The sequence below is a fragment of the Porphyromonas cangingivalis genome (genome assembly GCF_900638305.1).
GTDB lineage: Bacteria > Bacteroidota > Bacteroidia > Bacteroidales > Porphyromonadaceae > Porphyromonas_A > Porphyromonas_A cangingivalis.
Genome location: NZ_LR134506.1, coordinates 298,749 through 324,076 on the forward strand (window position 1 = coordinate 298,749; position 25,328 = coordinate 324,076).

The window sequence follows — 25,328 nt, forward strand, 5'->3', positions numbered from 1 at the left end:
AAAGTAAGGGGCTGTGTCAAAATTCAATTTTGACACAGCCCCTTACTTGGTCCCTTTAATCCTCTTGGGAGAGGAAAAAACAAAAAGCGACAAGTACTGAAATACTCGTCGCTCTTGTGCGCAGGATGAGACTCGAACTCACACGCCGGAACCGGCACTACCCCCTCAAAGTAGCGTGTATACCAATTTCACCACCTGCGCATACACTATTCAAAATATCTTACGAGAACTTATTTTCTAATCGTAATTAGCCTATCATTCTCGTTTTCGACTGCAAATATACGACAAGTTTTTCAATCTGCAAGAGTATTGCACACTTTTCTTGGTGGAAAATCTCGTGTCCTATTATCGAGACAAATTGTTGTATCCCCTTCACCGAGTGCAGAGCAGAGGTATAAGTAGAAAGAAATCAGTATCTAAGTGAGAGCAGGTAAGTGTCAAAAATACTTTTTTATTCATGAGCCTCTTATATCCCAAGCTGATATATTATTGATTCTTAGTTTTGCGTACTTTAAGAAAGTTAGGTAATAGGGCTTTCGTTATAGTTGATCAAGGGTGGAGGTGCCTTTCTTTTCAGATGTGAAGGTGGAATAACTTAGATATGTTCCGATATGGTGTCGGATTCTTGTCATATAGACCTTATCTTGGTAGAGGTGTATTGTTTTCTTTTGGTTATCTTTGTGGTTGGTATTAAAGCATATATTAATGTAGGGTGTCAGATCGCTTCGGTCAGGCCTCTTATAAAACTAAGGATAATTTTTTTAGTATGTCACAAGAAAATCTTTTCAAGAAGATTGTTTCTCACTGTAAAGAGTACGGCTTTGTCTTCCCTTCATCAGAGATCTATGATGGTCTCGGTGCTGTTTATGACTATGGACAGAATGGGGTCGAGCTCAAGAATAATATCAAGAAGTACTGGTGGGACAGTATGACCTTGCTCAATGAAAATGTGGTCGGTATAGACTCTGCCGTCTTTATGCATCCTACAATTTGGAAAGCTTCCGGGCACGTCGATGCGTTCAACGACCCATTGATCGACAATAAAGAGTCAAAGAAGAGATACAGAGCCGATGTCCTTATTGAGGATCATCTTGCGAAGTTTGACGAAAAGGTTGAGAAGGAGGTTCAGAAAGCCAAGAAAAGATTTGGTGAAGCGTTCGATGAAGCTCAGTATCGCTCTACTTCTCCAAAGGTGTTGGAGACACTTGCACAGAAGGACGCTATCCACGAACGTTTTGCAAAGGCTCTCAATGATGGAGATCTCAATGAGCTTCGTCAGATCATCATAGATTGCGAGATTGTGTGTCCTATCAGTGGTACAAAAAATTGGACAGAAGTGCGCCAGTTCAACCTTATGTTTGCGACAGAGATGGGGTCCACAGCCGATGGCGCGATGAAGGTCTACCTCAGACCCGAGACCGCACAAGGTATATTTGTGAATTATCTCAATGTCCAGAAAAGTGGGCGTATGAAGATCCCATTTGGTATTGCTCAGATCGGTAAGGCATTCCGTAATGAGATCGTTGCTCGTCAGTTCATCTTTCGTATGAGGGAGTTTGAGCAGATGGAGATGCAGTTTTTTGTTCGTCCCGGCAGTGAATTGGAATGGTTTGAGAAGTGGAAAGAAACTCGTATGAAATGGCATCAGAACCTTGGTTTCGGTGCTGCCAAGTATCGCTTCCATGATCATGAGAAGCTTGCTCACTACGCCAATGCCGCAACTGATATTGAGTTTGAGATGCCTTTCGGCTTCAAGGAAGTTGAGGGTATTCACTCTCGTACTGACTTTGACCTTTCCAGCCATGAGCAGTACAGCGGTAAGAAGCTCAGATACTTCGATCCCGAGCTCAACGACAGTTATATCCCATACGTGGTCGAGACATCTATCGGGGTTGATCGCTTGTTCTTAAGCATACTCTCGGCTTCGTACGAGGAGGAAGCTCTTGAAAATGGGGAGACTCGTGTCGTGCTCAAGTTTCCTGCACCTTTGGCACCTGTCAAGTTGGCTGTGCTTCCACTTGTGCGCAAAGATGGGCTCCCCGAGGTAGCTCGTAAGATTATTGAGGAACTAAAGTATGAGTTTGCTTGTCAGTATGACGAGAAGGATTCTATCGGTAAGCGTTATCGTCGTCAAGATGCGATGGGGACACCCTTCTGTGTCACCGTTGATCATGAGACCCTTACGGACAATATGGTGACCATCCGATACAGAGACGATATGCGCCAGGAGCGTGTGCCCATCTCTCAGCTTAAGGAAATCATCGGAGCCAAGGTCAGCATGAGAAGCCTGCTCTCGGGTTTGTGATGTAATAGTAAAATGCTAATGGAGGTAAAAACCTATTTGTCTTATGAATAGATATACGATCAAAGGATGGCTGTGGCTTGTGATGGCTTTTGCCTTTCTCTTTTCCTCTTGTAACGAAGAGGTGACAGAGGTAGTCACAGAGTATCAGCGGAAGAATGATGCTTTTGTTGAGGTGGTAAGCAATGATAACAGATACACCAAGTTGGAGTTCCTTCATGAAGGACCCATATATTATAGGGTGCTTACTGCTGCACCGGATGCGAACAAGGACAATAAGCCTTTGCAGAACAGTAAGGTGAGTGTCTATCTGAAGGGAGTTTTCCCTAAGTTGCAACTTCTCAGTCTCGAAGAGGTAAAGGCTCTCAAGGATGTGATGCCCTTGATTGCAAGTGGTGAGGAATTTCAGCACAAATCAGACAAACCTACTCCGCTCTGGGTACAAGAGAAGAATATCAATTCATCAGGCTCTGTGTCCACTATAAAGGGTGTCCAAGTCGCTCTTCAAAATATGGCTGTGGGGGAGAAATGGGAGGTCGTCATTCCTTGGCAGATGGGTTATAGGGGGTACAGCTTCAGCGGTGTCATCCCTGCTTACTCTACTTTGGTATTTGAGATCGAACTTGTGGATATCCTCGAGAAGTAATTAAGAACAGATAGTATTCGTTTGAATAGATTATGACCAAACGTCCAAATATCCTCCTCTCCAACGATGATGGTGTATTTGCCAAAGGGTTGGAAGAGCTCATCATTGCGCTCAAAGATATCGGTGATCTCACTGTGGTTGCACCTGACAAGCCTCGTAGTGGGTGTTCCAGTGCTCTTACGACGAGTGTCCCCATCCACTATGACTGTGTACGTACCGAACCCGGAGTAACTGTCTATAGTTGTAGTGGTACACCTGCCGACTGCGTTAAGCTTGCGCTCAATGAGATTGTCACGACCATGCCGGATCTCGTCATTGCAGGGATCAACCATGGCGGAAATCAAGGCATCTCTGTCAATTATTCAGGTACGCTTGGAGCGGCCATCGAGGGCTGTATTTTTGATATCCCCTCCTTTGCCATATCCTTGCTTCAAGGCAAGCAAGAGGAGGACTTCTTGGACTCGTGCCGCTATGCCCGTGTGCTTGCTCGTCGTCTCTTGAAGGAGGGACTGCCTAAGGGGATCTATCTTAATGTCAATGTCCCTAATGTACCTATCGTACGAGGGCTCAAGGTGTGCAGTCAGGCAGACGGACGATTTTACAATGAGTATGTCAAGCATCGTACACCGACCAATAGGGATGTGTATTGGCTTTCGGGCGAACTCAAGGTACACGAGCCGGTGAATAAGAATTCCGATATCATGCTTCTTGAGAAAGGCTATGCGACAGTGGTGCCTTGTAGTATAGATGTGACGGATTACGAAGTCATTCAGAAGATTAAACATTGGGAAGAGGCATGATGCCCCTTCCCTTTTTTGTATGGGGATATGAAGTACTTTTTTGTGGTTGGTGAGGCCAGTGGCGATCTTCACGCTTCGAACATGATGAAAGCGCTAAAGGAGAAGGATCCCGATGCCGAATTTATGTTCGTCGGAGGGTCTATGATGCGCAGTGTGGGTGGGACATGTGTGATCCCCTCAGAGAAGCTAGCGTTTATGGGGTTTGTTGATGTCTTGAAGCACATGGGAGATATACGTAAGGGGGCATCTGAAGTGCAGGTGGCACTGAAGAATTTTCTTCCTGATGTGGTGATCTGTGTCGACTATGCCGGGTTCAATTTTCGTTATGTCTTACCTTTTGTCAAGGAAAAACTTCCTGCCACGAAATGTGTGTACTATATCCCTCCAAAAGTCTGGGCGTGGAAGAAAGGGCGCATACAGACTCTCCGAACCCATACGGACGAGGTGCTGTGCATCTTCCCGTTTGAGGTGGACTTCTTTGCAAAGAATGGACTGTCCCAAGCCAAATATGTCGGTAATCCATCTGTAGATGCAATCAAAGATTTTGAAGCCAACGATAATGGTCGAGAGGGACTGCCGAAAGAGCGTTATATCGCTTTGGTGCCGGGCAGTCGCTTGTCAGAGATCCGAAATAACCTTCCCGTGATGCTTCGAGCAGCCCGACATTTTTCAGAGTATAAAATACTGATTACAGGAGCTCCCGGAGTATCGCCTTCGGTGTATCGAGGAATAGAAGGGGTAAGGGCTGAGGAGGTCTGTTTTGGTGAAACGCATAGGGTCATAAAGTATGCCGAGGTGGCACTCGTTACCTCCGGGACTGCGACATTGGAGACTGCTCTTATCGGTACACCCCAGGTCGTGTGTTATGCGGTCAAGGGTGGAGGCTTGGCGAACTTTGTATTCAAAAACTTCTTTTCCATTCCATACATTTCTTTAGTCAACATCATCGCCGGCGAAGACGTGGTGAAGGAGTTGTATGGCAGAGACTTCAGGGTCTCGAAGATTGTAGACTATGTGGCCCCTTTGCTGTACAATGAGGAAGTTCGGGTGCAGATGAGGCAGAAGTATGTAGATATCAGGATCGCTCTAGAGACTGAGCATAGAGCCTCTGCAAATGCCGCTAAACAAGTCACGAGGTTGCTTGGGTTGTGATGCTTCTTTGATGATGTGTGTCCGTCCGGCTTCTACTATCATAATTGACGCTCATTTGATCTCTTCTACCTGATAAATTTTCTTTCCCAATTTCTGATCACCCGATCAAAGAAGGCATAGGAGGTGACAAATCAAGTCGTAAGATTTGATGATGAAAGTCGTATGACTTGATGAAGAAAGTCGTTAAATCTTTTCAGTACCCGATAAGGGAGTGGCACCACCTATCTTCATTTATGTCACGTGTCCGTTGTTGTCGCTTTTGTATTAGGTTGTTGCGTGGATAATTGCTACTTTTGTCTGGAAAGAACGTGTGAATATATATCAGTTGTATATCGTCGAAGTGTGCAAGGAGGTGAAGTGGGTGATTTTCTATCACTTCGGCTCAAAATATTTATTCTTCGAGCAGAGAAAGATGAGTAATTATTCGTATTTTTGTACATTGATATTTATATTGGCGTGATAAGCCTCATTTTTAAATCAAAACAAAACGTAAATGTCTACTAAAAGAGTTTATTTCTTCGGTAACGGTACAGCCGAAGGTCAAGCAGGCATGAAACTGCTATTAGGTGGAAAGGGCGCAAACTTGGCCGAGATGAATCTGATCGGCGTTCCGGTGCCTCCAGGATTTACTATCACCACAGAGGTGTGTAAGGAATATTATAGTTTGGGTAAGGAAGAAGTTATCAAACTTATCACTCCCGAGGTAAAGGAGGCTATCGCTAAGGTCGAAGACTTGATGAAGTCTAAGTTCGGCGATGTCGAAAATCCTCTTCTTGTCTCTGTACGTTCGGGTGCTCCAGCTTCTATGCCGGGTATGATGGACACCATCCTCAACCTTGGTCTCAATGATGAAGTGGTCGAGGGACTTGCTCGTAAGACTGGTAACGAACGTTTTGCTTGGGACTCTTATCGTCGATTCGTGCAGATGTACGGTGACGTCGTACTTGGCATGAAGCCCGTAAATAAGGAAGATATCGACCCATTCGAAGCCATCATCGAAGAGATGAAGGAGGCTCGTGGTGTCGAACTCGATACAGACCTTACAGTCGAAGACTTGAAGCTCCTCGTGGCTAAGTTCAAGGAGGCTGTCAAGGCTCAGACCGGACACGATTTCCCTGCTTCTGCTTATGAGCAGCTCTGGGGTGCTGTCTGCGCAGTGTTCAGTTCTTGGATGAATGAGCGTGCAATCCTCTATCGTCAGATGGAAAACATCCCTGAAGAGTGGGGTACTGCCGTCAATGTCCAAGCGATGGTATTCGGTAACATGGGCGAAACATCTGCAACAGGTGTGTGCTTCTCTCGTGACGCTGCAACAGGCGAAAACCTATTCAACGGTGAGTACCTCATCAATGCGCAAGGTGAAGACGTCGTGGCAGGTATCCGTACACCAAGAGAGATCACAAAGATTGGTTCTCAGAGATGGGCAGACAGAGCCGGTATCAGCGAAGAAGAGCGTGTAGCTACCATGCCATCTCTCGAAGAAGCGATGCCTGAGATCTACAAGGAGCTTGATGCCCTTCAGACAAAGCTCGAAGACCACTATCGTGATATGCAAGATATGGAGTTCACCGTACAAGAAGGTAAGCTTTGGATGCTTCAGACACGTAACGGTAAGCGTACAGGTCTTGCGATGGTGAAGATTGCTATGGATCTTCTCAAGGAAGGTTATATCGACGAAAAGACAGCTTTGATGAAGATCGAGCCTAATAAGCTTGACGAACTTCTTCACCCTGTATTTGACAAGGCAGCTCTTGCTTCTGCTAAGCGTATCACACGCGGTCTCCCAGCATCTCCGGGTGCAGCTACAGGTAAGATTGTGTTCTTTGCTGATGATGCAGCAAAGCTACACAATGAAGGTGGTCACCGCGTCATCCTCGTCCGTAACGAGACTTCTCCCGAAGACCTTGCAGGTATGCAGGTGGCAGAGGGTATCTTGACTGCACGTGGTGGTATGACTTCTCACGCAGCTGTCGTGGCTCGTGGTATGGGTAAGTGTTGTGTCTCAGGTGCGGGTGCGCTTAAGATCGACTACAAGGCTCGTACACTTACAGTGGATGGTAATGTATATAACGAAGGTGACTTCATCTCTCTCAATGGTACGACAGGTGAAGTGTATGAAGGTATGGTGGATACCAAAGCTGCAGAGCTCGATCCCGACTTCGAAGCACTCATGACACTTGCCGACAAATATGCTAAGCTCACTGTCCGTGCCAATGCTGACACCGGTCACGATGCTCAGATCGCTCGTTCGTTCGGTGCACAAGGTATCGGTCTTTGTCGTACAGAACACATGTTCTTCGAAGGTGACAAGATCAAGGCTATGCGTCGCATGATCTTGGCTGAGAACGCAGAAGGTCGTCGTGAAGCTCTTTCAAGAATCCTTCCATACCAAAAGGATGACTTCAAGAGCATTTTCCGTGAGATGAATGGCCTTCCTGTGACTGTACGTCTCCTCGATCCACCTTTGCACGAGTTTGTCCCACACGATTTGAAGGGTCAGCAAGAGATGGCAGAAGACATGGGTATCTCTATGGAGCAGATCCAGCATCGCATCGAAAGCCTAAGCGAACAAAACCCAATGCTTGGTCACCGTGGTTGCCGTCTTGGTAACACATATCCTGAGATCACAGAAATGCAGACACGTGCCATCATCTCTGCGGCTCTTGAACTCAAGAAAGAGGGTGTGACAGCAGTGCCTGAAATCATGGTGCCTCTCACAGGTATCTTGTACGAGTTTAAGGAGCAGGAGTCTGTGATCCGCGCAACGGCTGAAAAGGTGTTCGAAGAAATGGGTGATCGTATCGACTTCACAGTAGGTACAATGATCGAGGTGCCTCGTGCTGCTTTGACTGCGAACAGAATTGCATCATCAGCAGAGTTCTTCTCATTCGGTACAAATGACCTTACTCAGATGACATTTGGTTACTCACGTGACGATATTGCTTCGTTCCTTCCTGTGTATCTTGAAAAGAAGATCCTCAAGGTAGACCCATTCCAAGTTCTCGACCAAAATGGTGTCGGTCAGCTTGTCAAGATGGCTACTGAAAAGGGTAGAGCAGAGCGTCCAAACCTCAAGTGCGGTATCTGTGGTGAGCACGGTGGTGAGCCATCGAGCGTGAAGTTCTGCCACCGTACAGGACTCAACTACGTGTCTTGTTCTCCATTCCGTGTGCCCATCGCACGCCTTGCAGCAGCTCAAGCTGTGATCGAAGAGCAAGCATAATAGTTTTCTCTCAAAACAATAATAATGTGGGGTTGTCCGAGTATTCGGACAACCCCAATCTTTTTACACACACAACCGATGCTCTTTGTGCTGATGAGGTCGAGTGAATGTGTAGTCGGTTTGTTTTTTCGGATTGTACTTCTGTTTGTTTTTCGATGTCAAATTACTCTTCGGGAAGGAGTAGCGCAAGTGCAATGTATATGATCAAGCCCGAAAATGCAGTGAAGAGGGTCGCAAAGATATAGAGCAGACGAATGCTTCCAACATCGACGCCGAAAAAGTCTGAAAGTCCTCCACATACACCGGCAATCTGCCTTTTTGTTTTTGATCTGACAAGTCTCTTGTTCATGGATATGTTTGATAATTAAATTACATGATACAGACCTCTAATATACGTATTTTTTGAAGTGGTCATCATAAGAGGTCAAAAAAAGAGTAACTTTGTTCGACTTGATTTGTTATTACTATACAACCAAAGTGAAGATCTAAAATTTATATGGAATTTATACCTATACTGCTTCTTGGATTCATTATATATATAGTGGTCAAGAACTTTTCATTTCTAAGAAAGCTTTACCTTGCCATCAAGGCTCAGAGGGACTTCAGTCGTAGGTACCAAGAACAACAGAGAGCTTATGAGCAGCAGGCTAAGGCGGAGGAAGCTCCTCAGTCTTCAGTCGATAAGATCCGAGAGGCTCACATGGATCTTAATGGTGGCGAGTATGTCGAATACGAAGATGTAAAGGAGGATAAATAATGAGGATAAAAGAGACTTACAGCATCACAGGGATGGCTTGTGCCGGCTGTGTTGCTCATGTGCAAGATGCCATCAGTAAGCTCAAGGGTGTCTCTTATGTGGAGGTGACACTCGTCGAAGGGCGCACTGTCGTCGAATATGATACGGATCTCATCATACCCGAGGAGATCAAGCGTGTAGTAGATGCCATGGGGTATCGTCTCCTACTGGGAGACCCAAAGACTCGTGAACGTGAGCAGAAGAGGTTCGAGCGGCGTAATCTCATGTCTATACGTATCAGACTTATTGTTACTGTATGTATGTCCGTCCTCATGATGCTGGTCGGCATGAAGCATGATGCACTCGGGATGGGTCATCATACAGCTCAGATCATACAGGCTGTGGCTGCGACTGTCGTTTATTTTTTCTGTGCTTGGGGATATCATGTGCGTACACTGAAGCAGATGAGGACTCTCTCTTTCACTATGGACACATTGATCTCCATGAGTATCTCGGTCGCTTACTTCTTTAGCCTCTATCGCTTGTTCTCTCTTGGCGATGAGACATTGTCATCCGTGTTTAGATACTCTTACTTCGATGTCGTGGGGATGATCATGTCCTTTGTCTTGCTGGGAAAACTACTTGAAGAGCAGGCAAAGAGTAGGACTACGGACTCGCTCAGGAGACTGATAGACCTTACTCCCCAGACTGCTATGGTCATGGGAGATCGGGGTGAGTATGAAGAGATGGCAATAGAGGATATCAAAATAGGAGATAGGGTACTCATCCGAAAGGGGGATAGGGTGCCTGTCGATGGTGTGTCGGAGGGACATGGTACTTTCGATGAGAGCAGTATCACGGGAGAGTCTCTTCCGGTCGAGCGTATGGTAGGGACTCCGGTCTTGTCAGGATCGGTCTGTGTGGGTGCGCCGGTCGTGGTGGTGGCTCATAAGGTCGGAGCTGACACGGTTCTCTCAAGGATCATCGAGACCGTGAGACAAGCTCAAGCCTCCAAGGCACCTATCCAACGTATCGCAGATAAGGTGTCGGGCGTGTTTGTTCCTGTCATCTTGGGGCTTTCCTTTCTTGCCTTCATAGTCTGGGGACTTGCCGGAGGAGAAGACGCTTGGTTGCACGGCCTATATTTTGGGATCACGACCCTGGTTATCGCTTGCCCATGTGCATTGGGTCTTGCCACACCTACAGCCATAACGGTGGCAATAGGTGCTGCTTCGGAAAAGGGGATATTGATCCGAGATGCTGTGGCACTTGAACTTTTGGGAAAGGTCACAGACATTGTTTTTGACAAGACGGGAACACTTACAAGTGGGTTGCCTACTGTCTCATCTGTGCTTTGGACTGTCGAGACTGACGAATATAAATCTTTGCTTGTTTCGGCCGAAAAGCACTCTTCGCACCCCCTCTCGGGAGCTTTGATCAGGTCATTTGGAAAGTATCAAAAAGATCTGCACATCATAGACTTTGTGGAGACACCCGGTAAGGGTATCTCTTTTGTCTTCAATGGAGAGGAGTATAGAGTGGGCAACAAAGGTTTGGTGGGTGAGATCGTTTGTAAGCCTCACGAAGAACCTTCAGTGAAGGAGTTTGAACAACGCCACTCATTGTCCACCTTGGTATATTATACGAGAGGTAATCGTCTTTTGGGACTTTTTGCCATCGAAGACGAGGTTCTTGCTGATGCAAGTAAAACAATCTCTGAGTTGAAAGCGGCAGGGGTACGTGTCCATATCCTATCCGGAGATAGGACTGAGCGTGTCGAAAAGATAGCCTCTCAACTTGGAGTGGATAGCTTCAGGGGAATGTCCTTCCGGAGGATAAGAAGACTTATGTAGATGATCTTAGAGGCGATGGGCAGAAGAGGATCGTGGCTATGATCGGTGATGGTATCAACGACTCTCCCGCTCTTGCAAGTGCAGATGTGAGCATAGCTGTGGCTACAGGTGCCGATGTCGCGATGGATGTGGCTATGGTGACGATTATGGGGGCTACTGTAGAGTCTGTTGTGCAGGCAGTGCACTTGTCTCGTCGCACATCGAAGATCATCAAGCAAAACTTCTTTTGGGCTTTTGTGTACAACCTTACGGCTCTACCGATAGCTGCAGGGTTATTTTATCCTGCACTGTTCATCTCTCCGATGTGGGCGGCCGGAGCCATGGCTGCGAGCTCTGTCTGTGTCGTGATGAATAGTTTGCGTATCAAGAGATAACATTGTCAGAGCGCATGAAATCAAGCAAAATGTCAAAGGTGTTAGGGGGACTGCTTCTCTTATTGCTAATATTGGGAGGTGTTGCTTATTACTGTTATCATAGGATCGTGCTGTCTCCTAACTATAATGTCGCCGGTGTCGAGTCTATACGTTTCAATATCTATCCCGGAGACAAATGGGGTGATATATTGGCCAAACTTGATAAAGAGGTGCCATCTCGATATGGTGAAGATCTGAGGCGGTTCATATCATTGAAAGAGTATCCACCTCGTTATGGATCCTATCTCATTCTGCCCGATATGAGCACATTGAGTCTGTACCGTGCTTTCATTCGTGGTAGAGGGACTGCCATCAAACTAAGATTCAACTCGGTACGTACTCCCCAAGATCTGTACGAAGTCATAGGTGGTCAACTTATGATTGGAGCAGATGGTGTGCGGAATGCTATGACAGACTCGATTCTTTTGGCACAGGAGGGATTGTCTGCCTCTACATTTACTTATTCGGTAGTCCCTAATACGTATGAGGTGTACTGGTCCATATCTGCCGAAGAGCTGGTCAAACGTTTGAGTAAGGAGGTCAGGCGATTTTGGGACGAAGAGAGATCGAAAAAGGCAGAGGCCATAGGCCTTTCGCCTTATGACGTGAGTATACTTGCTTCGATTGTCCAAGAAGAATCGGCAAAGGTCGATGAGTACGACGATATCGCTGGATTGTATCTTAATAGATTGAGGATAAATATGCCCTTGCAGGCAGATCCGACGGTGAAGTATGCGGTAGGGGATTTTTCTTTGAGACGCATCTTGCATGAGCACCTCAAGACACCTTCTCCTTACAATACTTATCTCGTCACAGGACTACCACCCTCTCCGATACGCATACCTTCTATACAGGCCATTGATGGCGTGCTCAATGCCGCCCAACATGACTATCTCTATATGTGTGCAAAAGAGGATTTCTCGGGCTATCACAATTTTGCAGTCTCCTACAATGAGCATCTGATGAATGCCAGACGATATGCAAAGGCATTGAATGATCGTGGAATAAAATAACAACCAATGAAACAAGATACATTTTCAATCAAAGAAGTCATCCGATACCTCGATAGTGAAATCCCTCGATCGCTTCAGGAGAGCTATGACAACTGTGGACTGCAGGTGAGCGCAGAGAGAGACGAGTTGACAGGTATATTGTTGGCTGTCGATATCACAGAAGAAGTCATTCACGAAGCGATAGAGACAGGATGTAATCTCATTGTGACGCATCATCCTTTGTTATTCAAAGGGTTGAAGCAGATATCCCAACGTACATACATCGAGAGGGCGGTAAGGTTGGCCATAAAGAACGACATCGCCATTTATGCGGCTCATACCAACTTGGACAACCTCAAGGGGGGCGTGAACTATAAATGGGCAGATATGATGGGGCTGGAGAATTGTCGAACCATCACGCTGTTGGAACAATCGATATACAAACTCATCGTGTATGTCCCCAGCTCTCATGCCGATGCCATACGGCTTGCGCTCAGAGATAATGGTGTCGGGGTACAAGGGGCTTATGATGGGTGCTCATTTACGGTCGGGGGGCAGGGACGTTTCAGAGCATTGGACGGGTCAGATCCTTATGTCGGGCATCAGGGGCAATGGCACACCGAGCCCGAGGAAGCTATCTTCACGATGTGTCATAAACATGATCTTTCAAGGGCTCTTGGGATCATTCGCCAATCGCATCCTTACGAGGAGCCTGTCATCGATGTCGTGCCGATACAAAACTCTGATCCCGCTTATGGTGCAGGCATCGTTGGAGAATTGCCTGAGCCTATCACGGTGGAGTGCCTTTTCGAGAAAATCAAAGATCTCATGCCGGTCAGTGTCATTGCTCATAGCAAGGTGTTGAAGCCTATGGTGCGTCGTATCGCTTATTGTGGAGGGAGTGGAGCCTTCTTACGCCGTGCTGCTGCGAGTGTCGGAGCAGATATCTTCATCACAGGTGAAGCCAAGTACAATGATTATTATGATGCGATGGACGATATTACGCTTGTTACGATAGGGCACTACGAGTCTGAAGAGCTGACAAAGTCCTTGTTACGTGATATATTGTGCAAAAAAATGCCTAAATTTGTAGTCCGGTATTCTGCGCGATGTGCAAATCCGATCCATTACGTCCGATAAGACAATAAAAGATATACATAAGATATAAGCATGGCTAAAAAGAAAGCAGAAGCAAAAGAGTTTACAGTAGAGGAAAAGCTCGAGGCTCTTTATAAACTACAGACGGTAGTCTCGGAGATCGACCGTATCCGTACGATAAGAGGGGAGTTGCCTATCGAGGTGCAAGAGCTCGAAGATGAAATCGAAGGGCGAAAGACCAGAAAAGCCAAGTACGCATCTGAGATCGAACAACTCAATAAGTATATCGCCGACCGTAAGCACATGATCTCTCAGTCTCAAGAGCTCATCGAGAAGTATACAAAGCAACTCGATGAAGTCCGTAACAACAGAGAGTATGATGCTCTTACAAAGGAAATCGAGTACCAAAACCTCGAGATACAGTTCTCTGAGAAGAAGATTGGAGAAGATCAGGCAAGCATCGCTCAACTCACAGAACAGCTCGCTCGTCTTGATGAGGAGACCGAAGGGCGTCAGCTCGACTTGGATCAAAAGAGAAAAGAACTTGAAGAGATAGTCTCTGAAACCAAGCAGGATGAAGAGCGTTTGCGTATGGAAGCGAAGGAGATCGAAGAGCTCATCGAGCCTCGTCTTTTGGCTGCTTTCAAGCGTACACGCAAGGCTTCTCGCAATGGACTTTCAGTTGTCCGTATTGAACGTGAGGCTTGTGCAGGGTGTTTCAATAAAATCCCACCTCAACGTCAACTTGATGTCAAGTTGCGTAAGAAGATCATTGTCTGCGAATACTGTGGGCGCATTCTTGTAGACCCGGAGATGGCAGAGGAGATCGACAAGAAATCAAAGTGGGATTGATCTCCACTTCACATTGACTCGATAAGTCATATTTAAGATGCTATACACGAAGGGTGTAGGGCTTGCATTTAGGATTCTGAATGTTGGCTCTACATTCTTTTTTATTTTATCTTTGAGACATCTTTATCGCCCAACGATAAATCCCTACTCGAGACGAAGAGGTCGTATGTACATGACCAATGATAAACTTTTGAACACGGATGTGACCTATGTTTGACAACATAATCCAAGAAATTCGTCAAATGCTATCCGGGCATGACACTGTGATTGTTGGTCTCAGTGGAGGGGCAGATTCCATGGCATTGATGTCTTTGTTGTCTGTTGCCAAGTGTGTCAAGATTGTTGCAGCGCACTGTAACTTCCACCTCAGGGGGCAAGAGTCCGACAGAGATATGGCATTTGTCGAGAAGATGATGGGGCAGCATTGGGAGGAGCATGATTTTGAGGTTAAGGACTTTGACACCATAGCCTATTCGAAGTCAAAGGCTATTTCTATCGAGATGGCGGCCAGAGCACTGAGGTATGAGTGGTTTGAGGACTTGAGACAGAAATATGGTGCTTCACTCATCGTTGTCGGCCATCACTTGAATGATCAAATCGAGACCGTGCTACTCAATCTGATCCGTGGGACAGGTGGTGCCGGATTGACGGGGATGGATGTCCTGAGCGGTAATGTATATCGTCCCTTGCTGAATGTCACTCGAGAGCAAATTTTGGACTATCTGCATGAAGTGAATATAGACTTTGTGATTGACTCTACCAATGATGACGAGGCTTATCGTCGTAATCTGCTCCGCTCGAAGGTTGTGCCACTGTTTACTCAGCTGAACCCTAATTTCTATAATCGGATGTCTCGTTCCATAGATGCTTTTAGGTCGGAGCAAGCTCTGATCGAGGATCAAGTGCAAGCTCTCGAAAAAGAGGTCTATGACGTGAAGGCCGACATGCTGGACTTAGACAAGGCCGAAAGTTATCCTCATGCACGGTTGCTGCTCTTCAGGATCTTGCAAAAGAGAGGGTTTTCTTCTTCCGTCATTGATGATATTTTATTGGATGTTCACAGAGAAAGTGCGATCTTCCTATCTGTGGATAAGTCCCTGAAATCCGAATTATTCAGGGGAAAGCTCTTCTTTGCCAAGAATTGTGGAGACATTCATACGGAGCTGTCGCTTTCCTTGCCTTTCAATGTGCAGACTTCGACTCCTATCGGTTCTTTCTATTGGGGGACAGAGGTGAAAGACTCCGACCTTACATTGCGTTTCACTTTGCCCAAACGTACGGAAACTTTACAGTTGAGGTATGCTACCCCTGAAGATCGTTTTCGACCCTATGGAATGAAAAAGGGACAGAAAAAAGTCTTTACTTATCTCAAAGAGCAAGGACTGCCCCCGATGTATAGAGGTTGTGTCCCTGTCCTCACATTTCAAGGTCAAATAGTTGCTGTCATGCCATTTCAGATCGATGACCGTTTTGCACTCACATCCGGGTCAGGGGATACTTATATCCTATCATTCGGGCCGATTTCATCTTCATTCTCAGGCCTTCTTGAGCTTCTCAAAAGGTAAACATAGCTACCGGATCTTGACCTATATACGGCCTTTCTTCGTAAAACTTATTTCTATCGTCTCGATGGATGAGTTTGTGTTTCAATGTCTTACTCATCTGTCTCGGTTTAATGGGGTGTTTTGTCGTTGAGAGCTTCGGGCAAATGGGAAACAAAATTGGTTAATCGGAGAAGACGAAGCCCCGACTTTTTGTATCTTTACACTACAAACACAATGGCCGGATTATGGATGTGATTTTTGGGCATCTACCCCCTTTCGTAATCTTGTTTGCTTAGACTTAATTCCTTCCTTATAACCTGCTATATGTCCTTACTTTACAAGCATAAGATAGAAGAACTGCGTCAAAAACTAAGGCAGTATGAGTATGAATACTACATCCTCAACAGTCCTACGATAAGTGACGTAGACTACGACATGATGATGAAGGACTTGGAGGCTCTCGAAGCAGACTTCCCCGAATACTACGATAGTACATCACCCACGCAGCGCGTCGGTAGTGACTTGACCAGTGGGGATCGCTCCGTGGCGCACAGGTTTCCTATGTTGTCACTTTCAAACACTTACACACAGGGTGAGGTAGGGGAGTTTTATGATCGTATAGAGAAGGAGATAGGAGATGACTTTTGCTTGGTTGCTGAGATTAAGTATGATGGAGTGTCTATCTCATTGATCTACGAGGATGGCGTTTTGACAAGAGCTGTTACACGTGGGGACGGTATCCGAGGTGATGATGTCACGGCATCGGTGAGAGCCATACGTTCGATCCCATTAAGGCTCAGGGGAGAAGGCATCCCTCCTCTATTAGAAGTGAGGGGAGAAATATTGTTGCCTTGGACCGAATTTAATCGTATCAACATCGAACGTGAGCAGAAGGGAGAACCTCTGTTTGCCAACCCTCGTAACGCTGTTGCGGGTACCATCAAGCAACTCAGTCCACGTATCGTGAGTGAACGTAAGCCTGATGCCATCTTCTATTATCTTTTGTCAGACGAAGAGGGTATTTTGCCACACTCACACTTTGCACGTTTGGAGATGATGAAACAGATGGGTCTGAAGGTCAGTGAACATGCCAAGCTTTGTCGTTCTCTGAAAGAAGTGTATGAATATATAGACAAATGGGAAGATGGGCGACGAGGGTTGGATGTTGCCACCGATGGTATTGTCCTAAAGGTCGACGACTATCGACTCCACGGACAGATCGGTTTTACGGCCAAGTCTCCGAAGTGGGCTATCGCTTTCAAGTATCCCGCAGAAGCCGCTCACACCAGACTGCTCAGTGTGGACTTTCAGGTTGGTCGTACGGGTGTCATTACTCCTGTGGCCAACCTTGAAGGAGTACATATTTCGGGGACTATGGTACGTCGTGCTTCACTTCACAATGCTGATATCATCAGAGAGCTCGACCTGCATATCGGCGATATGGTGATGGTAGAGAAAGGTGGGGAGATCATCCCCAAGATCACAGGGGTGAAGCATGATGAGAGGGGGGCAGCTGATCTTCTCGTCAGGGTAGAGATGCCTACCCATTGTCCGGCTTGTGGGACTACTCTCGTGAAGGATGAGGGCGAAGCAGGGACTTATTGTCCCAACGATGTCTCTTGTCCTCCACAAATTGTGGGGAGAATAGAACATTTTGCCTCTCGTAAGGCAATGGATATCAATATAGGGCCTGAAACCATCAGCGAACTTTATGAACGTGGCCTTGTCAGGGATGTTTCAGATCTTTACAACTTGACTGTGGCAGACATCATGACTCTGCCTCTCTTCAAAGAAAAGAGTGCCTCGAAGCTCTATGACAGTATCCAAGGCTCAAAGGCCACCCCTTTTCCCAAGGTGCTCTTTGCCATCGGCATCAAATATGTCGGAGAGACAGTCGCACGAGATCTCGCAAAGAAGACTAAAAGTCTCGATCATCTAAGAGCAATGTCTGAGGATGAGCTCACAGCTATCGATGGTATCGGGCCTCGCATAGCAAAGAGTCTGACGGATTATTTCTCTGATGAGAGGCACATTGCCCTCTTGGATAGGCTCGAGCATCATGGTATACAGATGTCCGTGCCTCAGAATGAAAAGGATGAAGCTCTCGGAGGTGATACTCTATCGGGGCAAATTATTGTCGTCAGCGGTGTCTTCTCGACCATTGAAAGAGAGGCACTCAAAGACTTGATCATGACTCATGGTGGTAAGGTCGGGAGTGGAGTGACCTCCAAAACGACCCTTATGGTCATTGGGGATAATGTCGGTCCATCGAAGTTGCAAAAGGCTGAGGCCTTGGGTACAAAGATTATGACCGAAGAAGAATTTTTCAATACATATAATCTGAAATAAGAGATATACACAATGTCTGACTCTACATCAATACGACCCTTTGTACACCTTCATGTACACTCTTACTTTTCGATTTTGGACGGACAAGCATCTGTAAAGGAGCTTGTAGATCTCGCCAAGGCGGATGGTATGCGTGGTATTGCTCTTACTGACCATGGTAGCATGTTTGGTATCAAGGAGTTCGTCAACTATGTCAATAAGATCAACGGTGGCCCTAAGGCAAAAATCAAGGAAATAGAGACTGCTTTGGCAGAGGCACCCGAGGATGGGAAGTCGAAACTCTTGGAGGAGCTTGAAAAGGCAAAGAAAGAGATATTTACGCCTATCATCGGGTGCGAATGTTATTGTGCTCGTCGTGGTCGTCACATGAAGGAGACAGAGAAGCTTGACAGAAGTGGCTATCACCTCATCGTCATTGCAAAAAATCTTGTGGGCTACAAGAATCTCATCAAGATGGTTTCTAAGTCCTATACCGAGGGACTGTACTATAGACCTCGTATCGACAAAGAGCTTCTCGAAGAACATCATGAAGGCCTCATCATCAGTAGTGCGTGTCTCGGGGGTGAGATTCCGCAGTTGATCATGAAAGGGGACTATGAGGGTGCAAAGCAGTCGGTATTGTGGTTCAAGTCTATCTTTGGTGATGATTATTATCTTGAGTTGCAGAGACACAAGGCTACCGTCCCTCGTGCCAACCATAGCACGTACGAAGAGCAGATGAAAGTCAACGAACAGTTGATCAAGTTGGCTCGAGAGACGGGGGTTAAGGTTATCGCCACTAATGACGTTCACTTCGCCAAGGAAGAGGATGCAGAGACGCATGACCGCTTGATATGTATGAATACGAAGGTCTTCTACGATGATCCGAACAGGCTCTTCTACTCCAAGCAGGAGTGGCTTAAGAGTCAGGCGGATATGAGCAGAATATTTGCGGATATCCCCGAAGCTCTCGACAACACAATAGAGATACTTGATAAGATAGAGCACTATTCGATAGACAATAAGCCTCTCATGCCTGACTTCCCTATACCAGAGGGATTTGATGGAGAGGATGATTACCTCAGGCATTTATCGTACGAAGGGGCAAAGAGACGGTATGGTGGAGAGCTTTCTCCCGTCGTTGTCGAACGCCTTGACTTCGAGCTTGAAACCATCAAGAAAATGGGGTTTCCCGGGTACTTTCTCATCGTCCAGGACTTCATTGCCGCTGCGCGAGAGATGGGGGTGTCGGTAGGCCCCGGTCGTGGATCAGCTGCTGGGTCACTTGTAGCTTATGCTTTGGGTATTACCAATCTGGATCCTATCAAGTACGATTTGCTGTTTGAGAGGTTTCTTAATCCTGACCGTATCTCTCTCCCTGATATCGATATCGACTTCGACGACGATGGACGTCTGGAGGTTATCAACTGGGTCTCGAAGAAGTACGGTTACGAAAAAGTCGCTCATATCATCACTTATGGTACGATGGCATCCAAGAGTGCTATCAAGGACGTTGCCAGAGTCGTCCGTCTACCCTTGCCGGACAGTAATAAATTAGCGAAACTCATTCCTGATAAATTGCCTGACGTCAAGAAGGTGAACATCGAGGCAGCGATAAAGTATGTACCCGAACTTAATGATATATACAACGGATCAGATAAGGTCAAGCGTGAGACCCTCGACTATGCCATGAGGCTGGAGGGAACAGTCCGTAGTACCGGTGTCCACGCTTGTGGTATCATCATCGGTAAGGATGACATCTCTGATACTGTACCTATATTTGTGACACGAGACAGTTTGACCAACGAAGAGATCCTTGTGACACAATATGAGGGTAAGGTCATCGAGCAAACGGGATTGATCAAGATGGACTTCTTGGGTCTTAAGACACTTTCGATCATCAAGGAAGCCCTCCTCAATATCAAGAAGAGACATGGTCTGAGTATAGATATAGAGGCAATCCCGCTGGATGATCAGAAGACCTACGATCTCTTCTGCGAAGGGCGTACTTCGGCAGTCTTCCAGTTCGAATCTGCCGGTATGCAGAAGTATCTCATGCAGTTGAAGCCTTCAAAGTTCGAAGACCTTATTGCGATGAATGCTCTCTATCGTCCGGGGCCGATGGATTATATCCCATCCTTTATCAATCGTAAGCACGGAGAAGAGCCCATACACTATGATCTCCCGGAGATGGAACGCTTCTTGAAGGATACCTATGGTATCACAGTCTTTCAAGAGCAGGTGATGCTCCTGTCGCGTGAGCTGGCAGGTTTTACCAGAGGTCAGTCCGATACCCTTCGTAAGGCAATGGGTAAAAAGGACTTGCCCACCATGGCATCACTTCAGAGTAAGTTCCTCGCCGGTGGTAAGGAGAAGGGGCATCCGGAGGATGTACTCAACAAGATTTGGGCTGACTGGACGAAGTTTGCGGAGTACGCCTTCAACAAGAGCCACTCTACTTGTTACTCATGGGTCGCCTATCAGACAGCTTATTTGAAGGCCAACTACCCTGCAGAGTTTATGGCAGGGGTGTTGAGCCGAAATGTCAACAACAGTACGGAAGTTATCAAGTACATCGACGAGTGTCGTGGTATGGGGATCGAGGTGCTTTGCCCTGATGTCAACGAGTCTGATGCTATCTTCACAGTCAATGCCAAGGGAGATATTCGTTTCGGGTTGAGTGCCATCAAAGGGATCTCAAGAAGTGCTGTCCAAAACATTGTTCAAGAGCGAGAGCAGAACGGTCAGTACAAGGATGTCTATGACTTCTTTGAACGGGTCAATCCTAATCAGTGTACCAAGAAAGTCGTCGAGTCTCTCGTGCTCTGTGGGGCATTCGACAGTTTTGGAGATTTCTCAAGAGAAGACTTTTTTGCTACCGAGGAGCATAGGGATGAGACATTCTTGGATAAATTGTTGAAGTTTGCCCTCAAGACTCAAAATGAGAAGAACTCTGCACAGGTTTCCCTGTTCGGAGAGAGCGAGTACCAAGAGATGGCCAAGCCTGTACTCGAAAAACGTGCTCATCCTTGGAGCGATATCGAACGCCTGACTAAGGAGAAAGAGCTATTGGGGATCTATTTGACCTCTTCTCCACTTGACAAATATGCACTTGTGTTGCAGTATTATTGCAATGCCAATGTCGATTGCTTGTCCGATCCTGCAGAGTTTGTGGGGCGTGATATGATTTTTGGTGGTATCGTTACCGGATATAGAGAAGCCGTTACTCGTAAAGGTGCACAGTGTGGTTTCATCAAACTCCAAGACCTCACAGGAGAGGGGGAATTAGCGCTATTCGGACAGAATTATGCAAAGTTTGCCAACTACGGTAAGGAGGGACTTTATGTCTTGTTCACCGCCGCTGTCGAAAGTAAGGATAATAGACACTTCATTTCGATCCAAAAATGTCAGTTGTTGGAAGAGGTGTATGACACACTACTGAAAAATCTAAGCATCGACATTCCCTACTATGCAATGACAGACGAACTCTACAGTCAGCTTGTGCCCGATCTGCTCAAGACTCAGAATGGTCATATCGATGTTACTATTAGCGTTTTAGATCCCTCCAGTGGCGTTGTCCTTAAGTTGGAGTCCGATAAATTGAAGGGGCGCAGTCTCTCTTCAGCCTTTGTAGAGAAGCTCGAAAAGATCGAAGACATCAAGTTCCGCCTGAACTAATCTGGCACGATTATTGTTTATACATAGGAAAGAATAACATAGATCAATATATATTACATAGATTATTAAACACTAAAAACAGGAAAACTATGGCATTTGTATTTACAGACGCAAATTTCAAGACTGAAGTAGAATCAGGAAAGCCCGTCGTTGTTGACTTTTGGGCAGAGTGGTGCGGTCCTTGCCGTATGGTCACTCCTATCATCGAGGAGCTTGCTGCGGAGTACGAAGGTAAGGTACTCATCGGTAAGATGAACGTAGACGAAAATTCTGAGACTCCGGGTGAATTCTCTGTACGCAACATCCCAACGATCCTTTTCATCAAGGATGGTAAGGTCGTGGACAAGCACGTAGGTGCTGCTACAAAGGCTGCTTTGAAGGAAAAGGTCGATGCTCTTCTCTAATTCACTGAGCAACGACTAATGCACAAAAGGTGTATCGGTAGGCATTTGCCTGCCGGTACGCCTTTTTTGTTTTTCTTTAGAGTCGTATTGCTTACTTATGATATCGTTTGAGATGCATTTCTGTAAACGTGTCCTGAATGATCGACATCAAGTTGTATGACTTGTCTTATTGATCTTTATAACTTGTTTGATCGAGTTTTATAACCTTTTTTTCCCTTTGGGGTCAGATTAATACCTATAATATTATGAGATATGTACTAACAACGATTTTATGCGTTATAATAATGACAATTGAATTAACAGCGTCACCTATCAAGGTAAAACAAGTAATATTGCCGAACGGTCTTACTGTATGGTTGAACGAAGATCACTCTCAGTCCAAGGTCGTCGGGGCTTTGGTCGTCAAGATAGGAGCCAAAGACTCTCCGAACACAGGTATTGCTCACTACTTCGAGCACATCATGTTCAAGGGGACTGATCGTATCGGTACCATTGACTATGAGAAGGAGAAGCAACTCTTGGAGAAGATCGAAGAGAAATATGCGGAGCTCAAGACAAAGACCTCCGATGCCCAACGGCTTGAGGTCCAAAAGGAGATCAATCGACTCTCCATAGAGGCCGCTAAGTATGCTATCCCCAATGACTTCAGCAATCTCATCACCAAGTACGGTGGCAGTCGTCTCAATGCCGGTACTTCGTATGACTATACCGTCTATCACAATGTCTTCACTCCTCAGTATTTGGAGCACTGGTGCGAGCTTAATAGCGAACGTCTGATCTCTCCGGTATTCAGACTTTTTCAAAGCGAATTGGAGACTGTCTATGAGGAAAAAAACATGTACGATGATCGTATGGAGAGTGGAGTGATGAAGGCTATCATAGGGCGTATCGCTGCACCTCATCCCTACCAATACCCCATCATAGGCAGTACCGAGAACCTCAAAAATCCTGACCTCAAGGAGATGAAAGACTTCTTCGAGAAGTATTATGTCGCAGGCAATATGGGGCTGGTACTCACGGGCGACTTCGATGCCGAAGCTGCTATGCCTATCATAGATCGCACATTCGGACGTATTCGAATGGGAGAGGTCGAGAGACCTGAAGCTCCCGCTCCGAAGCCCTTTGTGGGAGCAGAGAAATACACCGTCAAGTTCCCGATTCCATTCATCAAAGGGGCTATGATGGCGTGGCATACCGTGCCCGGCACACATCCCGATAAGGAGGCAATAGATGTCATGGTAGGCCTTCTCTCCAATGAGGGTAAGACGGGTCTTTTGGATCGAATCCAAGTCGATGGTAAGGTGATGATGGCACAGGCAGCCCATGTGTCACTATTGGACTGTGGAGCGGTATTGGCTTTTGCTGTGCCCAATCCACCTTTTCAACTCACATCTTCGGCTCAGAAGAAGTTGAAAGAAGCAGTTAAAACCATCAAGACAGGGGCATTCAGTGAGGACTTTTTTCAACGTGTCAAGAGAGAACTCCTCAAGTCTATACTCGTGAGTCTCGAGGAGCCTGTAGAGCGTGCACAGATTATGTACACGACATTTGCTTCCGGACGGTCTTGGGAGGATTACGAGCTCAGCCTCAAACGTATAGATGCTCTCACCAAGGAGGATATTGTCACCGTGGCGAACAAGTACCTTACCGATAACTATCTTGATGTCCGTAAGAAGACGGGGCGTTATCCTAAGGATAAGATCGAGAAGCCTCCTTTTGCACCGATTATTCCGCCCAATAGGGGTGCTGAATCTGCATTTGCTCAAGAGTTGGAGAAGCTCCCTATCCCTGAGCATAGAGTGCACATATTGGATTTTGACAAGGATGTCGTTACTACCAAACTCGGTGGAAATGATTTGGCGACACTTTACGTTACCGAAAATGAGATCAATGATATCTTCTCTCTGGACATCATTTATCAGCGAAATCAATATGATGACCCCAAGCTCCAGTACTTGGATGAGTATATGTCTCTCCTCGGTACAGATAAGAAGTCTGCTCATGAAGTCAATGAAGCATTCCAAAACCTTGGTGCCTCGCTCACTTGGGCTGTGGCTCCTAGAGAAGGTATCCGCATTAGCTTGACAGGCTATGACAAGTATTTCGCAGAGACACTTAAGGTTCTAAGCGATTTCATCTTCAATGCAAAGCCTGAACAGAGCAAAGTCAAAAAACTCGCCAATATAAAGAAACTTTACAATAAGAGCCTCAAAAAGTCCTCAGACGAACTTTCGGCACGACTCTTCGAATATGTACGTTACGGTGAAGCTTCAGATTTTAGACGTATGATGACATTGGCAGAGGTCAAGAAGTTGAAGGGGGATGAGATGCTTGAGCTGTTAGCCGAGGTGTTACAGACAGAGGTGGACGTGCACTATACGGGTAAATGGAAAGCAGAGGATGTAGCACCTGTCCTTTGTGAAAATCTTCGGATAGATAAGATCAAAAGAGTAGGAGATAAGCCTGTCCTTTTGAAAGCTACGAAGGCTTCGGATACAAAAATCTATATCGTCGATGAACCAAAGGTCAATCAAGCTGTCATCAGAGCCTATCTGAATATCGATGCTTTGTCGAAGCTCGATGAGAAGTCTGCCGAACTTTATACCTCTTATCTTGGTCGGGGGATGAACTCTCTTCTCTTCCAAGAGATTAGGGAATACCGATCCATGGCTTATGGGGTAGGGGGCTATCTTGATTCTTTGGATCCGATTTTCAAAGAAGATAAGGCCGACTTGATCCTCTATATGTCCACACAGGCCGATAAGACAGCAGATGCGATAGCACTCTTGGATGCTCTTGTGAGACAGGCTCCTGAGGATGTCGAAAGGTATGGAGATGCTCAGAAGACCCTTAGGAACCTTGCATACACGATGTATCCCGAAGTGAGACGTAAGAGCAGACGTATCAGTACCCTTCGTCGGAAAGGATTTGACAATGACATTGCTGTCGAGTATCTGGATGTCGCATCAACGGTAACTCAAAATGATATGGTAAGCTTTCACAACAACAAAGTAAAGGATGCTCCCATTATTTATACTATAGTCGGTAACAAGAAGCACATAGATATTGACAAACTCAAAACCCTTGGGGAAGTGGTCTTCCTCAAGAAAGATGACTTCTTGAGATTATAATCTTAGCCTTGATTACCCGATCCCAATGAGGGGCATGAGATAAGACTTGTCTCATGCCCCTCAATTTTTATACCTATGTATGTCTTTGACCTCATTGTCTTCCTCCATCGGAGATTGTCAATCTTAATTCCGGAAAGACAATGACCGATGCTAACAGACCTTGTTGGTCTTTAGGC

17 protein-coding genes and 1 tRNA gene are annotated in these 25,328 nt (G+C 46.1%); 16 read left to right on the plus strand and 2 right to left on the minus strand.

Annotated features, from left to right (window positions below):
- Positions 1-117: 117 nt before the first annotated feature.
- Positions 118-201: transfer RNA gene (locus EL262_RS01275), tRNA-Leu, on the minus strand.
- Between the two features lie 565 nt (positions 202-766).
- On the opposite strand from EL262_RS01275, the gene EL262_RS01280 reads away from it, so the two are divergent.
- The 5 genes from EL262_RS01280 to ppdK all read left to right on the plus strand — a co-directional run bounded on the left by EL262_RS01280 (position 767) and on the right by ppdK (position 8,123).
- The gene (locus tag EL262_RS01280) at positions 767-2,305 is read left to right on the plus strand and encodes a glycine--tRNA ligase (RefSeq protein ID WP_078735728.1); all 1,539 of its coding nucleotides are present in this window, start codon (positions 767-769) and stop codon (positions 2,303-2,305) included.
- A 43-nt stretch (positions 2,306-2,348) separates the two neighbouring features.
- Positions 2,349-2,948 (plus strand): FKBP-type peptidyl-prolyl cis-trans isomerase, encoded by a 600-nt coding sequence (locus EL262_RS01285; protein WP_025837657.1) that lies wholly within the window; start codon positions 2,349-2,351, stop codon positions 2,946-2,948.
- Between the two features lie 29 nt (positions 2,949-2,977).
- A complete protein-coding gene (surE, locus tag EL262_RS01290; protein ID WP_231551951.1) occupies positions 2,978-3,748 on the plus strand; it encodes a 5'/3'-nucleotidase SurE in 771 nt (256 codons plus the stop codon).
- 27 nt (positions 3,749-3,775) lie between these two features.
- Positions 3,776-4,900 carry a lipid-A-disaccharide synthase gene (gene lpxB / locus EL262_RS01295; RefSeq protein ID WP_078735735.1) on the plus strand — a complete coding sequence of 375 codons (1,125 nt, stop codon included), beginning with the start codon at positions 3,776-3,778 and terminating at the stop codon, positions 4,898-4,900.
- Positions 4,901-5,393: 493 nt separating this feature from the next.
- Complete coding sequence (ppdK, locus tag EL262_RS01300; RefSeq protein WP_025837661.1) at positions 5,394-8,123, plus strand: pyruvate, phosphate dikinase; 2,730 nt, start codon at positions 5,394-5,396, stop codon at positions 8,121-8,123.
- Between the two features lie 163 nt (positions 8,124-8,286).
- Here the strand turns inward: ppdK and EL262_RS01305 are convergent, their stop codons facing one another.
- Positions 8,287-8,472 (minus strand): PspC domain-containing protein, encoded by a 186-nt coding sequence (locus EL262_RS01305; RefSeq protein ID WP_036845636.1) that lies wholly within the window; start codon positions 8,470-8,472, stop codon positions 8,287-8,289.
- Positions 8,473-8,619: 147 nt separating this feature from the next.
- Here EL262_RS01305 and EL262_RS01310 point away from each other — a divergent pair, with 147 nt between their 5' ends.
- The 11 genes from EL262_RS01310 (at position 8,620) to EL262_RS01355 (ending at position 25,152) form a co-directional block, all read left to right on the plus strand.
- Positions 8,620-8,880: a DUF4834 family protein gene (locus EL262_RS01310; RefSeq protein WP_025837663.1), complete on the plus strand. Its 261-nt coding sequence runs from the start codon at positions 8,620-8,622 to the stop codon at positions 8,878-8,880.
- Positions 8,880-10,712: a heavy metal translocating P-type ATPase gene (locus tag EL262_RS01315; protein ID WP_262706861.1), complete on the plus strand. Its 1,833-nt coding sequence runs from the start codon at positions 8,880-8,882 to the stop codon at positions 10,710-10,712. The genes EL262_RS01310 and EL262_RS01315 overlap by 1 nt, the downstream gene beginning before the upstream one ends.
- A 29-nt stretch (positions 10,713-10,741) precedes the next feature.
- Entirely contained in the window at positions 10,742-11,086 is a 345-nt protein-coding gene (locus EL262_RS10220) for an HAD-IC family P-type ATPase (RefSeq protein ID WP_338047376.1), read from the plus strand.
- Between the two features lie 14 nt (positions 11,087-11,100).
- Positions 11,101-12,138, plus strand: a complete 1,038-nt coding sequence (mltG, locus tag EL262_RS01320; protein WP_078735730.1) for an endolytic transglycosylase MltG — start codon at positions 11,101-11,103, stop codon at positions 12,136-12,138.
- 6 nt (positions 12,139-12,144) lie between these two features.
- Positions 12,145-13,257 carry a Nif3-like dinuclear metal center hexameric protein gene (locus tag EL262_RS01325; RefSeq protein ID WP_025837668.1) on the plus strand — a complete coding sequence of 371 codons (1,113 nt, stop codon included), beginning with the start codon at positions 12,145-12,147 and terminating at the stop codon, positions 13,255-13,257.
- A 30-nt stretch (positions 13,258-13,287) separates the two neighbouring features.
- Positions 13,288-14,067 (plus strand): zinc ribbon domain-containing protein, encoded by a 780-nt coding sequence (locus EL262_RS01330; RefSeq protein WP_025837670.1) that lies wholly within the window; start codon positions 13,288-13,290, stop codon positions 14,065-14,067.
- 209 nt (positions 14,068-14,276) lie between these two features.
- The gene (gene tilS / locus EL262_RS01335) at positions 14,277-15,632 is read left to right on the plus strand and encodes a tRNA lysidine(34) synthetase TilS (RefSeq protein ID WP_025837672.1); all 1,356 of its coding nucleotides are present in this window, start codon (positions 14,277-14,279) and stop codon (positions 15,630-15,632) included.
- Between the two features lie 303 nt (positions 15,633-15,935).
- Positions 15,936-17,960, plus strand: coding sequence for an NAD-dependent DNA ligase LigA (gene ligA, locus EL262_RS01340; RefSeq protein WP_025837674.1), 2,025 nt, complete (start codon positions 15,936-15,938; stop codon positions 17,958-17,960).
- A 30-nt stretch (positions 17,961-17,990) separates the two neighbouring features.
- Positions 17,991-21,617 carry a DNA polymerase III subunit alpha gene (dnaE, locus tag EL262_RS01345; RefSeq protein ID WP_025837676.1) on the plus strand — a complete coding sequence of 1,209 codons (3,627 nt, stop codon included), beginning with the start codon at positions 17,991-17,993 and terminating at the stop codon, positions 21,615-21,617.
- A gap of 89 nt (positions 21,618-21,706) precedes the next feature.
- Positions 21,707-22,021 carry a thioredoxin gene (gene trxA, locus EL262_RS01350; RefSeq protein ID WP_025837678.1) on the plus strand — a complete coding sequence of 105 codons (315 nt, stop codon included), beginning with the start codon at positions 21,707-21,709 and terminating at the stop codon, positions 22,019-22,021.
- A 284-nt stretch (positions 22,022-22,305) separates the two neighbouring features.
- The gene (locus EL262_RS01355; protein ID WP_159442733.1) at positions 22,306-25,152 is read left to right on the plus strand and encodes a M16 family metallopeptidase; all 2,847 of its coding nucleotides are present in this window, start codon (positions 22,306-22,308) and stop codon (positions 25,150-25,152) included.
- Positions 25,153-25,328 lie beyond the last annotated feature (176 nt).

What these genes read in the sequence shown, in the direction of transcription:
- lpxB (WP_078735735.1), top strand. Translation starts at nt 3,776, where the DNA reads ATGAAGTACTTTTTTGTGGTTGGTGAGGCCAGTGGCGATCTTCACGCT.
- EL262_RS01315 (WP_262706861.1), top strand. Translation starts at nt 8,880, where the DNA reads ATGAGGATAAAAGAGACTTACAGCATCACAGGGATGGCTTGTGCCGGC.
- mltG (WP_078735730.1), top strand. Translation starts at nt 11,101, where the DNA reads ATGAAATCAAGCAAAATGTCAAAGGTGTTAGGGGGACTGCTTCTCTTA.
- EL262_RS01330 (WP_025837670.1), top strand. Translation starts at nt 13,288, where the DNA reads ATGGCTAAAAAGAAAGCAGAAGCAAAAGAGTTTACAGTAGAGGAAAAG.
- trxA (WP_025837678.1), top strand. Translation starts at nt 21,707, where the DNA reads ATGGCATTTGTATTTACAGACGCAAATTTCAAGACTGAAGTAGAATCA.
- EL262_RS01355 (WP_159442733.1), top strand. Translation starts at nt 22,306, where the DNA reads ATGACAATTGAATTAACAGCGTCACCTATCAAGGTAAAACAAGTAATA.
- tilS (WP_025837672.1), top strand. Translation starts at nt 14,277, where the DNA reads ATGTTTGACAACATAATCCAAGAAATTCGTCAAATGCTATCCGGGCAT.
- EL262_RS01285 (WP_025837657.1), top strand. Translation starts at nt 2,349, where the DNA reads ATGAATAGATATACGATCAAAGGATGGCTGTGGCTTGTGATGGCTTTT.
- EL262_RS01280 (WP_078735728.1), top strand. Translation starts at nt 767, where the DNA reads ATGTCACAAGAAAATCTTTTCAAGAAGATTGTTTCTCACTGTAAAGAG.
- ligA (WP_025837674.1), top strand. Translation starts at nt 15,936, where the DNA reads ATGTCCTTACTTTACAAGCATAAGATAGAAGAACTGCGTCAAAAACTA.
- EL262_RS01305 (WP_036845636.1), bottom strand. Translation starts at nt 8,472, where the DNA reads ATGAACAAGAGACTTGTCAGATCAAAAACAAAAAGGCAGATTGCCGGT.
- EL262_RS01325 (WP_025837668.1), top strand. Translation starts at nt 12,145, where the DNA reads ATGAAACAAGATACATTTTCAATCAAAGAAGTCATCCGATACCTCGAT.
- ppdK (WP_025837661.1), top strand. Translation starts at nt 5,394, where the DNA reads ATGTCTACTAAAAGAGTTTATTTCTTCGGTAACGGTACAGCCGAAGGT.
- EL262_RS01310 (WP_025837663.1), top strand. Translation starts at nt 8,620, where the DNA reads ATGGAATTTATACCTATACTGCTTCTTGGATTCATTATATATATAGTG.